The following is a 12,275-nucleotide window of genomic DNA, read 5'->3' on the forward strand; positions in this document are numbered from 1 at the left end:
ACGCAATATGCGGTCTTGTCATTGACATATATCAACGCCGCGGAACGGTGCTGCCGGTTTTCTTGCCATGCGCAGCAACCCGCAAGCCGCAAACGTGTTACAAGCGATTGATCTAAGTCAGGACCGGGATCACATGACGTGATGATCTGTCCAAAGCCCTCATATCGGAAGATGAAATGCCCCGACCAAAATCACGCTACCTTTGCTTTCTCGCCCTGCCCTTTCTGGCCGGCTGCAACGAGACAGAACCCCGGATTGACGCGACACGCGGCGCCAGTCTGTTTGCGCAGAACTGTGCCGCCTGTCACGGCGCGGATGCACGCGGTAACGGACCTGAATCACTAAAGATTGGTCAACCGGCGCCGGATCTGACCGGACTTACGCGCAGCGCAGGGGGCACCTTCCCGCGCGATGAGGTGATAAGTGTGATCGACGGGTTCAACCGCCAGAGCCATCCTGAAAATGTCATGCCGGAATTCGGCGCCGGTGACGTTGGCCCGACGGTGATCGTGGGGGAGGATGATGATGCCACGCCCATCCCCGCGGACCTGCTGGCGCTCTCAAACTACCTCGAGCAAATCCAGCGGTAGTCCAACTCCGGCCGGGCCACCGGGGCGACATTGTACGCAGCCGGTGCATTATCAATCGGCGGTCTTTTGCGATACCCGGATCGCCATCAGGCAGGCAATCGGGCCGACGATCTCGAATATCACGGTACTGCCGACCGTCAGAACCATGATCTGGTCGGCCCATTGCGGGAATTGCCGCGCAGCCACCAATGCCATTCCGATGGCAACCCCCGCCTGTGGCAGCAGCGCCCAGCCGAAAAGCGCACGCCTGCTTTTCGATATCTGTGCCGCGCCGCCGCCGATCCATCCGCCGATGAAACGAGAGATTACACGCAATCCGATGAACAGGGCCCCCAACGCGCCCAATTCGGTGGAGGCCTGCACATCAAGTGTTGCCCCCGCGAGCAGGAAGAACAGCACCATGAAGGGCCATTGAATGTGTTCTATCTCATGAAATGCGCGCGTGTGATGCGTCGCGAAATTCACGATGACGGCACCGGCAACCAGCCCCGCGATCAGAAAGGACAAGTCAAACCAAAGGGCACATCCCGCTGTCAGGAACACGAGGCCCAGGGCCTCGGTTTCAAGCGGTTCTCCATCGCTGACGCGGCCGGTCAAGAATGCTGCCGGTGCACCGACAACCACCCCCAGCAGAACCGAACCGCTGATCTCCCTCAAAGCGTCCAGGTGCACCGGCACGCCGGTCGTGCCGGTCATCTGCGCAACGACCACCACTGCAAGGCTGAAAACAATGAGCCCCCAGACATCGTCAACGGCGACAATACCGCTGAGCGTTTGCGTGAAGTCGTTCTTCACCCCCGACTGCCGGATCACATCATTGGTTGCGGCTGGCGCTGTCGCGGACGCAATAGCTGCCAGAAGCAGGGCCAGTTCAAGCGGCACGCCAAACAGCATCAGACCAACCGAGACAAGAAGGACAGTGATGATGACAATCGCGCCAGAGATCAGCAGGATCGTGGCCCCGTAGCGTCGCAGCGTCGCCCCACGGAGAACCCCTCCGAGCAGAAACGCGACCATCGTCAGGGCCAGAACCGACAGAACGGGGTAAAGCGCTGTCACCTCCGCGGGGATGATATTGAGCCCCGAACGGCCGATCAGCAGCCCACATAACAGCAACAGGGTTACGCGTGGAATCCACGAATTGCGACCGATCTGATCGGCGAAAAGCCCCGCAAAGAAAAGCGCACCCAGGGTTATCAGCAGCCCGTGCGACTCCATCCTGAAAGCGGGCTACAGCCCCGGCGGGCAATTGGGTATGGACATGTCCTTGACGGGGTCATTCGGACCACATTCTTCACCGGTGATCGGATACTGGTCATTTTCATAACATCCGGACAGGGCGAAGACGCCACACAGCAGGAGAACAAGAGACACTTTCATGGTGATCCTTCCTTGAGTTGCACATGAGCTCCGGCGCTGATGCATGCGCGGAGCTTCACCAAGCCATATACGACCATCCATTCGACAGTTGTTTGATCTGTGTCAGTTCCCGCAGTAATCGGTTGAAGGGGTGTGGTGACGGCAAGTCAGGTTTCCGGATTGCCAGAGGTGTCACGCGCCTGAACGCACGATCGTCACAGCAGCCATCAGCTTATTGGCCAAGATACAAAACCTGTCCGCGATGCGGCTTAATCCGCTTGCCGGAGATCGTGTCGGCTGATCATCATCCGGGTCATGAGCAGCCGCGTCCCCAGCATGCCTGCGATCAAGGCCGCGACAAACAGAATGACCTTCGGGTTTGCGGTACCCAGAGCGGGTAATGCACCGCCCGGGCAGAAACCGGCGATACCCCAGCCGATGCCAAAGATGCCCGCACCGGTCAGCAATCGGGCGTCCAGGGTTTTCTTTGTCGGGATGTCGAAGGCAGGCTCGTAAACCGGGTGGTCCCGCTTCAGAACGAACCGGTAGCCGATGAAGGTCACGATCAGCGCGCCGCCCATCACGAAAGCAAGGCTTGGATCCCAGGTGCCCGCGATATCGAAGAAATTGAGCACCTTGGCCGGGTTTGCCATGCCCGACAAGGCGATTCCGGTGCCGAACACCACACCGATCAGAAGGGTGAGGATATTGCGCATGGCCTATACTCCAAAAAGATGGCGGGTCACATAAACGGTGACACCCGTGGTGAGCATGAAGGTGGCTGTTGCGGCGAATGATCTCGGCGACAGACGGGCCATCCCGCAGACACCATGGCCGGAGGTACACCCGCTGCCCAGGGTGACACCTGCGCCGACAAGCACACCGCCGATCACCAGCAGCACGTTGGAGGATGGCACGACGATCTCGGGCAATTGTCCGGCACCTGCAAAATAGATCCAGGGACCGCATAGCATACCGACCAGAACCAGTGCGCGCCATGTCCAGTCCGTGGAGGAGGCGGGCCGCAGCGCCCCGGCCAGAATGCCGGTTGCGCCCATAATCTTGCCGCGCAGGAGCATCAGGGACACGGCAGCCAGACCAATGAGGGAACCGCCAACGGCGGATGCTATGGGTGTAAACGTGGTTTCCATGGTTCAGAGCTTACAGGTTGAAATGCCGAGAATTCTATACAGTGGGCAAAACCTGACACCCGCTGTGATTACCAGGATAGCACCAACAGCCATGCTGCCGTAAGCCACCAGGCTGCTTGACCAGACAGCAGGCATGTTGAGTAACGGGGCCAGAATCAGCGCAAGGCCGATCAGGGCTCTTGCTACACGATCAATGTTTCCAAGATTGGCGGTCATCTGTTTGTCCTCCGGTGATGTGACGCTTGCAGAATACACTGGGTTCCGGGCTGCGTCGGTGAGTTTGTCACAAAGCCGCGTTCACGGCGTTTCCGCCAGCCTGCGGATACTGTTCGGGTCCGTCAGCTCGATCGTGCCACGGCTCAGGTTGAGCCACCCCCGACGTTCAAATTCCTTGAGCTGTCGCGAAACGACCTCGCGGGCGGTACCCAGTTCAATGGCAAATTTCTGGTGCGTCAGATGCAGGGTCTTGTCATCGCCCATCAGCGCCAGCAGTTTTTGCGCGACACGAATGTCCATACGCTTGAAAGCGATCTCTTCGATGACCAGAAACAGATCGGTGATCCGTTTCGAATAAGCCTCGAAGACGAAGGCCCGAAATTCCTTCGACAGCGACATCAGTTCATCGAAATCGTCACGCGGGATCAGCACCGCCTCCACATCTGTTTCGGCAATGCCCTCCGCAGAATAATCCTCGAACGCCAGCAGACAGGCCGTGGTCAATACGCAGCTTTCCCCCGAGTGAACGCGGTAGAGTACGATTTCTCGGCCCGCTTCGGACAGCTGCTGGACCCGCACGGTGCCAGATACCAGCAGCAACAGGTTCTCTGCCGGACTACCGGGGCCGAAAATGACCGTTCCCTGCCGCAACTTGGTGGTATGTGCCTTTCTGTCCAGGAGACGCGACACCTGTTCCGAGATGCCTGCGAGGCCGGGAAAGCTTGCGCGCCAGGAGGGTAGCGTCAGCATTTTCTTGTTCCGTACATTCTTTGCGTTGGTGTCGTTAGATACCAAGGTAAAAGGCTGCCCGATTTGACTTTTGTCAATGTAAACTGGCGGCAGACTGCGAAAAGGTCCCGAACTCAGTCGGAGACATTCACATGGATGGGCCAAACAGCACCACAGGCATTGTCTATTACTCCCGAAGCGGGCATTCCGAGCGGGTGGCGTCCAAACTGGCCATCATGCTGCATGGTAAGATGATCCCGCTGCAGGCGCCACGCTATGCGCCGCGCATTTTTGGGTACATGCGTGCCGGATATGACAGCCTTCGGCAGACCTGTGTGCTGCCGCCACAGGCATTCGCCTCGCTTGCGGAGTTTGACAGGCTGGTTGTCTGTGGTCCGGTCTGGACATCCTACCCGGCAACGCCCCTGCGCGCCTTGCTGCGGTCCGACATGGACAAGCCCGAAACGATCGCGTTGTTTGTGACCACCGGCGGCCACTCTCCCGCAGAGAAGGCGTGGAAGGTTGCGGAACTGGATCTGGGGCGACCCTTTCTGGCAACAGCTTCGCTGGCCAATTCGCTCGAAGACACGAAGGAAGAAGAACTGATTATTGACACCTTCCTCAATGAGTTGGGCGCGCAAGGCCAGAAAACCTCAATGAACTGAAAGCGGTTTTCCCTGTCTTACCCGGTACAACAACCGCCCGCGCGGGAGACATTCGTGCAACAGATTGTATTTCGAACCAGAGGCGAACCGGGAGCGGGGCAACCCGATGGCGCACGCCACGTAGAAAGAAGCTTTTCATGACCCGCAAGACACCCAATCTCGACGCGCGATGGCATGCGGCTCTGGGCCAGATAACCGGCGGCCTGTCACCGGCTGCATTGGCCACCGCGTACCTTGACTGGTCGCTGCACCTGATCGCATCACCCGACAAGCAAGCCGAATTGATGCGTCGCGTCCTTGAGCCTTCCGCCGCGAGCGAGACAGAACCCGAAGATTCACGATTTGCAGACCCCGCGTGGTCAACCTTTCCCTACAACCTCTTCGTTCAGAATTTTCTGGCCACTCAGGCATGGTGGAACGCCGCCACGACCGGGCTTCCCGGGGTGGACCCGAAACATGAAAACATCGTCAGCTTCGCGACACGCCAGTGGATCGATGTTTTCTCCCCCGCGAATTACGCGCTGACCAATCCGCAGGTCTGGGACCGCACTCGTCAGGAGATGGGCCAGAACCTCGTCCGTGGGATGCGTTACTGGCTTGAGGATTTCAACAGGTTGATGTCTCGTCTGCCGCGCCAGTCTCACGGCTTCAGCGTTGGCGAAAACCTTGCGACAACACCGGGTCAGGTGGTGTTGCAGAACGATCTGATCGAGCTGATCAGGTATCATCCCACCACCAAGAAAGTGCGTGCCGAACCCATTCTGATCGTGCCCGCGTGGATCATGAAATACTATATCCTCGACCTGACGGATCAGCGCTCCCTTGTCGCATACCTGCGGGATCAGGGCTTCGAAGTCTACATCATCTCATGGAAGAACCCGACAGAGGAAGATGCCGACAAGGGGTTGCAGGACTACATTGATCTTGGCATCCGGGCCTCCATTGATCTGATCAAGACGACCGGTGCGACACGGTTGCACGCTGTGGGCTACTGTCTGGGCGGCACGCTCCTGTCCATCGCTGCCGCCGCGATGGGGCGCGATGGCGATAACGCATTTTCCACGATCAGCCTGCTGGCGTCTCAGGTCGATTTCTCTGAGCCTGGGGAACTGGGGCTCTTTATCAACGAAAGCCAGGTTGCCTTTCTCGAAGACATGATGGCCACGCGCGGGTATCTTAAAGCCGACCAGATGGCAGGCGCGTTTCGCATGCTGCGCTCCAACGATCTGATCTGGAGCCGCGTGGTTCGCCACTACCTTCTCGGGGAACGTACACAGGAAAACGCGCTTCTGGCGTGGAATGCCGATGCCACGCGGATGCCTGCCGCGATGCATTCGGAATACCTCCGGCATCTGTTTCTCAAAAACGATCTGGCCAAGGGACGCTTTGCCGTTGACGGCAAGTCGGTGGCGCTGACCGATATCCGGTGCCCGATCTATTGCGTCGCGACGGAAACCGATCACGTGTCGCCTTGGAAATCCGTCTACCGACTGTTGCTGCTCACCGATACGGATGTGACCTTTGTCCTGACCAATGGCGGACATAACGGCGGGATCCTGTCGGAACCCGGGCATGCGGGGCGGCACTTCCGCGCTGACCACAAATCTGAAGGGGACAGACACAGAACCGCCGCCGACTGGTTGGAGGCAACGGCCACACAGGACGGATCGTGGTGGGTGCACTGGGCAGGCTGGCTACGCGAAAAGAGCGGGGACCGACGCGCGCCCCGCCCCGTACTCGTTAAGATCAAAACGCCTGCACCGGGAACATACGTCTTTGGATAATGCTATGTCTGCTTGTCTTCCGCCGCCTTTTGAAAGGCCTTGGTTCCCATCTCGACCAGTTTCCCGGTCTCTGCCTGATACTGGTCCATGGCTTTCTGCACGAATTGCGCCTGAATGTGCTGAAATTCGGTCACGTTCTTGCAGTGCATCATCTCGTGCTGGGTCTGCACGTCTTCCTTGATACGCTCGGCAAGGAAGCTTGCGAATTCGGCCCCCATGTCACCCAGCGCTTCGACCCAGGCTGCGCTCGCGCCCAGCATATTGCCCATGCCGGCCTTTTGAAGCTGCGAAAATGCGTTTAGTGGTGTATCACTCGCGGCGGTTTTTCCGGTCTCTTGCTTGCTGGCCATTTCTGGTCCTCCAGTTTGTGTTGGCTTGGTGCAAGGATACTCGCAACAGCATATGTCGCGATTGACATTGCTCAATGCGAAATCGGTTTGTCGGCGGATATCTGACCGCATCCCTGGCAATCGGAGGCCCAGTTTGTCCGACACCAATCCGCACATTGGCCTCTCTCAGGCGCAGGTAACAGCGGCCCGCGCGCGGGCGGGCTGGAATGAGCTTCCCGCCGCCAAGACAGCGGGCCCTCTTACGGTATTGGTAAGGCAGTTTTCCAGCTCACTGATCCTGATCCTGATCGTTGCAGCCGTCGTCGCGCTGGCCTTGGGCGAGGCCATCGATGCAGCAACCATTGGCCTTGTCGTCATCCTTAACGCGGTTCTGGGATTTGTGCAGGAATGGAAGGCCGAAACCGCTCTGGCCGCCCTGCGCAAGATGCTGTCACCCAAGGCGATGGTGATCAGGGACGGGCAGGAACAGATTGTCCCCAGCCGTGACATCGTGCCGGGCGATATCCTTGTCTTGGCGCCGGGCGCAAAGATCGCCGCCGACGCCTTGCTGCTGCGCGCATCCGAACTGCGCGTTGACGAGAGCGTGCTGACGGGGGAATCGATGCCCGTTGACAAATCCGTGGAAGACCCCGAGACCTTGGTGTTTACAGGTACATCCGTTGTCGCTGGTCGCGCGGAGGCGCGGGTGACGTCAACCGGGTTGGACACGGAGTTTGGCAAGATCGCGCATCTGACCGGATCGGTCGGCACCAAAACCACAAACCTGCAACAGAAACTGAGCCATCTCGCCCGCCAGCTTGGCCTTGCGGCCCTGATCGTTGCAGCAGGCGTGAGCGGGCTTGGGATCGCGCTTGGCCGCGATTTCCTCGAGATGATCATGACCGGCCTGTCACTATCCGTGGCCATGGTGCCAGAGGGATTGCCCGCCGTCATCACGATCACCCTTGCCCTGGGGGCCACGGCGATGGTCCGCCAGAATGCGCTGGCCCGGCGTTTGCAGGCGGTCGAAACGCTTGGTGCGGCCTCTGTCATCTGCACCGACAAAACGGGCACCCTCACCGAAAACAAGATGACGGCCACCAGCATCTGGACAATGGATCGCCAGTATGACGTCACAGGCACAGGCTATGATCCGGCAGGCCATATTGAAGCTGACGGAGAACGCCTGCGCGCGGTCGATGATCCGGTGCTGGCAGCACTTCTGCAGACCGGGCTCTATTGCAGCCATGCGCGCTTGAGTTTTGAAGGTGAAACATGGACGATGATCGGCGCCCCCACCGAGGGCGCGCTGATCACCCTCGCCTATAAGGGGTGGTGCGAACTCCAGCAGGAACGCAACCTGCTCGCCGAAATCCCCTTCAGCAGTGCCCGCAAGCGCATGAGCGTGTTGTACCAGTCGCCCGATGAAACACTGGTTCTGACCAAAGGCGCGCCCGAACAGATCCTTGAGATATGCACCACGATCATGCGCGAAGACGGCCCCCAGGAACCGGGACCGCACGATCTGCAGCGCATCAATGATGCCTATGCGCAAATGGCCGAACAGGGGTTGCGTGTCATCGCCCTGGCCCGCCGGGCCGTCACCACCAACGAGATTGTTGAAGAAGAACTGACTTTTCTTGGGCTTGTCGGCCTGATCGATCCGCCGCGTGCGGAAGTCAAAGATGCCATCGCCTCGGCCCATTCGGCCGGCATTCGCGTGATCATGATCACCGGCGACAGCCCCATCACGGCAACCGCCATCGCGCAGCAACTGTCCATGAAGGTGAGTGACTGTCAGACCGGTGCAGAACTGGATGCCCTGTCAGATGAAGAACTGGCCGCCCATCTGACGCGGGACATATTATTCGCCCGCACCAAGCCGGAACAGAAGATGCGGATCGTCGCATCGCTGCAGGATCAGGGGCAGATTGTCGCCATGACGGGTGACGGCGTGAACGACGCGCCCGCGCTGAAAAAAGCCGATATCGGGGTGGCGATGGGCATTCGGGGCACAGACGTGGCCCGCGATGCCTCCGATCTGGTGCTGCTGGATGACAATTTCGCCACGATCGTGCGGGCAATCGGGGAGGGGCGACGCCAGTTCGCCAATGTCAAGAAATTCGTGCGCTACCTGCTGTCATCCAACGCGGGTGAGGTCATCGCCCTTGTCGTCAATATCGCCATCGGGGGGCCGCTGGTGTTTTTGGCGACGCAGATCCTGTGGATGAATCTGGTCACGGATGGCGTCACGGCCGTGGCCCTCGGCATGGAAAAATCCGAGCCTGATCAGATGCAGCACCCGCCGCGTCGCAAGAACACGCCCATCCTTGGTATCGGCGGCATCCTGACAATCCTTGCGCTTGGGATTTACACCGGGCTGTCGAGCCTGTGGATTTTCTTTGAGCTGCTGGATCAGGGTGTGGAACTTGCCCGGACAACGGCGTTTACTGCCATGGTCGTTTTCGAAAAGGCAGGTGTGTTCGCCTTCAGGTCCCTGCGGTTGCCAGGGTGGCGTATCGGGTGGTTCAGCAACAAGTTCTTGCTGGTCGCCTTGGCCGTAACGCTCAGCGCCCAGGTTCTGGCGGTTTACTGGCCCCCCTTGCAATTCATGCTGCGCACGGTGCCGATCGGTGTCGCGGAATGGCAGTGGATCGCAATCTTCGCCCTGCCGATTGTGATTGTCCCCGAACTGCTCAAGTCAGCATATCACTGGATTTACCGGGTGAAATAATACGTGACAAAACCTGCCACCAAGGTCAGCGGGAGAAGGATCACCCCATCGCACGTGTGCTTGGGTTGGGGTGCGCCGGCCGATCAGACAAACAAGGTCAGGCGCGGTGTCTGTGATGTCTTTCACTGAATGGGGCCGTCCTGAAACGGGATTACACCAGGGTGCGTCAACCCCGTTCATTGCATTGCGGCCGAGCATAGGGGCAGACTGTTTGACATAGCTCAATGTGTTTCCATGGTCTTGGCATCAGATTGTGCCCATGCAGCAGGATCATGGTCATAGTCCGACAGAAATAGCCGAGCGCTTGTCGGCAGGGAATAAAAACAGCTATTTGAAAGACATGATCTACGGCGCGATCGACGGCGCGGTCACGACCTTTGCAATCGTCGCCGGGGTCGAGGGCGCGGGTCTGTCCGAACGCGTAATTGTCATTCTCGGCATCGCCAATATTCTGGCCGACGGGTTCTCGATGGCCGCCAGCAATTACTCTGGCACCAAGGCGGAACTGGATGATCGCAAGCGCATTATCCGAATTGAACAACACCACATTGAGCACCACAAAGACGGTGAGCTGGAGGAGCTCAGACAGATCCTTGAGTTACGGGGGCTGACCGGTGACGTCCTGGAACAAGCCACCGAAGCGATCTCCCGGAACAAGGATACCTGGATTGATCTGATGCTGTCCGAAGAATACGGGCTTTCCAAAAGCCAACCACATCCCATCCGGGCAGCACTTGCGACTTTTGGCGCCTTTCTGCTTGCAGGATCTATCCCCTTGGCTCCGTATTTCCTTGGCGTGGGCGGCACATTTCAAATCTCCGTATTCGCGACGCTCTTTACGTTTTTTCTCATCGGTGCACTGAAAAGCCGTTGGTCGCTGTCGCCCTGGTGGTGGTCGGGCGGCGAAACCCTGCTGATCGGCACGCTGGCCGCACTGATCGCCTACAGCGTTGGTGGCCTGTTTGACCTGCAATGAAGCCGGAGACCATTGAGTAAGATCAATGAGCTTTCCAGAATAAAATCTAAACTTGGGTCAAACGCGAGGCTCGTGATGTTCTCCAATTCCGTAAAAATCTTCACTCTGGTGGGTCTGGATATCAGGCTTGATCCGAGCTGGGCGCTGATCGCGGCCCTGATCACCTGGAGCCTGTCACAGCAGTACTTCCCTTCCGCGCTACCCGGGCAGACCTTCGAGACCTATCTGACCATGGCGATCACGGCGATGTTGCTGTTCTTTGCATCCCTGCTGCTGCACGAAGTCTCGCATTCCGTGGTCGCAAGATGGCTGGGCGTTCCGATCAAGGGGATTACCCTGTTTCTTTTCGGCGGTGTTGCCGAGCTTGAAGCGGAACCGCAATCAGCCGCGGTGGAATTCTGGGTCGCGCTGGCCGGCCCCGCGATGAGCCTGTGTCTGGCTTTGGGGTTCTGGGTGCTCACCGGAATCTCGGATATTGCCCTGCAGTCTCTGATCCTGACAGAGGTGCTTTCTTACCTCGCGACGATCAACCTGATACTTGCCCTGTTCAATCTTGTGCCCGCGTTCCCCCTTGATGGGGGGCGGGTTCTGCGGGCCTATCTGTGGCACCGCACCGGGGATGTTTTGAAAGCCACCGAAACCGCGTCAAGATCCGGTCGCTTCTTTGCCTATGCGCTTATGACAATGGGTCTTTTCGCCCTGTTTCAGGGGGCGCTGATCGTCGGGCTGTGGCAGGTCATGATCGGTGGTTTTGTTTTCATGGCTGCGAATTCAGCCTATCAGACACAACTTGCGCGCAGCGTGTTCGGCGACAAGACGGTAGGCTCACTGATGAAGCGACGCCCTGTTGTGGTATCGCCCGAGATGACCTTGTCGGAATTCGTCAACCAGATCATGCTGCATCAGCGTGTGGCCTTCGTCCCCGTTGTCGAAGACGGGGTGCTCCTGGGACATATGGATCAGGCGGTGCTGGCTGGAATTGACCGCGAAAACTGGGCCAGCACCCGCGTGGGCGACGTTTTTGCCGGGCTCGATCCGGAGACCACCATTGCACCCGACCTGCCGGTACAGGAACTGATGGCTAAAATTGCAAAGTCCGGGCAGCGAAAATACCTTGTCGTGAAGGGGCGGCAGCTTGTGGGTGTCGTCACCCTGGCCGATCTCACGAAATACCTTCACCTGTCCGAATTGCTGCATCAGCATTGACGGAAAGCGGCGCGCGGCCTGTCTGGCCGGGGTTCGGCCGCACGCCAATGCCGCGCGCGATCACACCACGGACAGACAGGCGCATTTCGCCGCGTGATTGATACGTTGCGTGGTGCTGCCCAGCACCAGACTGGAAATGCCACCAAGGCCGCGCCGCCCTGTGACGATCAGATCGGCATTGATCTCGTCAGCATGCGCAAGCAGCTCGGCCGCCGCATCGCCATGAGGCATATGTGTCTTGACGTCCTTGCAGCCAACATCGGAGGCGATTTTCAGACCCTCATCCAATATCTTCTTGCCGGCTTCTTCGATCTCGGAAAAGGTCGGCTTCATGATCGCGGCGTGATACCCGGCGACCGCCCCCACAACGAAGGCGGAGGATTCCGCGTGCGGTACGTGCAACAGCGTCACTGTGCCGGAATAGAACTTGGCCAGTTCGCAGGCGACCCGGGTTGCCGTCTTCGATTTCTCCGAGCCGTCAAGGCCCACAATGATTTGTCTGAACATTATGTCTCTCTTTCTGAGGGGGTTGCAGA

14 protein-coding genes are annotated in these 12,275 nt (G+C 58.7%); 6 read left to right on the plus strand and 8 right to left on the minus strand.

Annotated features, from left to right (window positions below; genetic code table 11):
- Window positions 1-176 precede the first annotated feature (176 nt).
- On the plus strand, window positions 177-590 hold the full coding sequence (locus tag KX928_RS00595; RefSeq protein ID WP_219497780.1) for a c-type cytochrome: 414 nt from the start codon (window positions 177-179) through the stop codon (window positions 588-590).
- A gap of 51 nt (window positions 591-641) precedes the next feature.
- Here KX928_RS00595 and KX928_RS00600 read toward each other — a convergent pair whose 3' ends face one another.
- From KX928_RS00600 to KX928_RS00625, 6 genes are all read right to left on the minus strand, one after another.
- A complete protein-coding gene (locus KX928_RS00600; protein ID WP_219497782.1) occupies window positions 642-1,808 on the minus strand; it encodes a cation:proton antiporter in 1,167 nt (388 codons plus the stop codon).
- Between the two features lie 12 nt (window positions 1,809-1,820).
- On the minus strand, window positions 1,821-1,970 hold the full coding sequence (locus tag KX928_RS00605; protein WP_219500142.1) for a hypothetical protein: 150 nt from the start codon (window positions 1,968-1,970) through the stop codon (window positions 1,821-1,823).
- Window positions 1,971-2,218: 248 nt separating this feature from the next.
- Window positions 2,219-2,665, minus strand: a complete 447-nt coding sequence (locus tag KX928_RS00610; RefSeq protein WP_219497784.1) for a YeeE/YedE family protein — start codon at window positions 2,663-2,665, stop codon at window positions 2,219-2,221.
- A 3-nt stretch (window positions 2,666-2,668) separates the two neighbouring features.
- Window positions 2,669-3,100: a YeeE/YedE family protein gene (locus KX928_RS00615; RefSeq protein ID WP_219497786.1), complete on the minus strand. Its 432-nt coding sequence runs from the start codon at window positions 3,098-3,100 to the stop codon at window positions 2,669-2,671.
- Between the two features lie 3 nt (window positions 3,101-3,103).
- The gene (locus KX928_RS00620) at window positions 3,104-3,316 is read right to left on the minus strand and encodes a YgaP family membrane protein (RefSeq protein WP_219497788.1); all 213 of its coding nucleotides are present in this window, start codon (window positions 3,314-3,316) and stop codon (window positions 3,104-3,106) included.
- An 81-nt stretch (window positions 3,317-3,397) separates the two neighbouring features.
- On the minus strand, window positions 3,398-4,066 hold the full coding sequence (locus tag KX928_RS00625; RefSeq protein WP_219497790.1) for a Crp/Fnr family transcriptional regulator: 669 nt from the start codon (window positions 4,064-4,066) through the stop codon (window positions 3,398-3,400).
- Window positions 4,067-4,197: 131 nt separating this feature from the next.
- Here KX928_RS00625 and KX928_RS00630 point away from each other — a divergent pair, with 131 nt between their 5' ends.
- Window positions 4,198-4,710: a hypothetical protein gene (locus KX928_RS00630; protein WP_219497792.1), complete on the plus strand. Its 513-nt coding sequence runs from the start codon at window positions 4,198-4,200 to the stop codon at window positions 4,708-4,710.
- 137 nt (window positions 4,711-4,847) lie between these two features.
- Window positions 4,848-6,494, plus strand: a complete 1,647-nt coding sequence (locus tag KX928_RS00635; RefSeq protein WP_219497794.1) for a PHA/PHB synthase family protein — start codon at window positions 4,848-4,850, stop codon at window positions 6,492-6,494.
- A 2-nt stretch (window positions 6,495-6,496) separates the two neighbouring features.
- On the opposite strand, the gene KX928_RS00640 is transcribed toward KX928_RS00635, so the two are convergent.
- Window positions 6,497-6,844, minus strand: a complete 348-nt coding sequence (locus KX928_RS00640) for a phasin family protein (protein WP_219497796.1) — start codon at window positions 6,842-6,844, stop codon at window positions 6,497-6,499.
- Window positions 6,845-6,977: 133 nt separating this feature from the next.
- Here KX928_RS00640 and KX928_RS00645 point away from each other — a divergent pair, with 133 nt between their 5' ends.
- The 3 genes from KX928_RS00645 (at window position 6,978) to KX928_RS00655 (ending at window position 11,739) form a co-directional block, all read left to right on the plus strand.
- Window positions 6,978-9,557, plus strand: a complete 2,580-nt coding sequence (locus KX928_RS00645; RefSeq protein ID WP_257883463.1) for a cation-translocating P-type ATPase — start codon at window positions 6,978-6,980, stop codon at window positions 9,555-9,557.
- A 340-nt stretch (window positions 9,558-9,897) separates the two neighbouring features.
- Window positions 9,898-10,533 carry a VIT1/CCC1 transporter family protein gene (locus tag KX928_RS00650; RefSeq protein WP_257883464.1) on the plus strand — a complete coding sequence of 212 codons (636 nt, stop codon included), beginning with the start codon at window positions 9,898-9,900 and terminating at the stop codon, window positions 10,531-10,533.
- 75 nt (window positions 10,534-10,608) lie between these two features.
- Window positions 10,609-11,739: a site-2 protease family protein gene (locus tag KX928_RS00655; RefSeq protein ID WP_219497803.1), complete on the plus strand. Its 1,131-nt coding sequence runs from the start codon at window positions 10,609-10,611 to the stop codon at window positions 11,737-11,739.
- A gap of 60 nt (window positions 11,740-11,799) precedes the next feature.
- Here the strand turns inward: KX928_RS00655 and KX928_RS00660 are convergent, their stop codons facing one another.
- Window positions 11,800-12,246: a universal stress protein gene (locus KX928_RS00660; protein ID WP_219497805.1), complete on the minus strand. Its 447-nt coding sequence runs from the start codon at window positions 12,244-12,246 to the stop codon at window positions 11,800-11,802.
- Between the last annotated feature and the right edge of the window lie 29 nt (window positions 12,247-12,275).

Origin of the sequence: Roseobacter insulae, from assembly GCF_019375555.1 — a bacterium.
GTDB lineage: Bacteria > Pseudomonadota > Alphaproteobacteria > Rhodobacterales > Rhodobacteraceae > Roseobacter > Roseobacter insulae.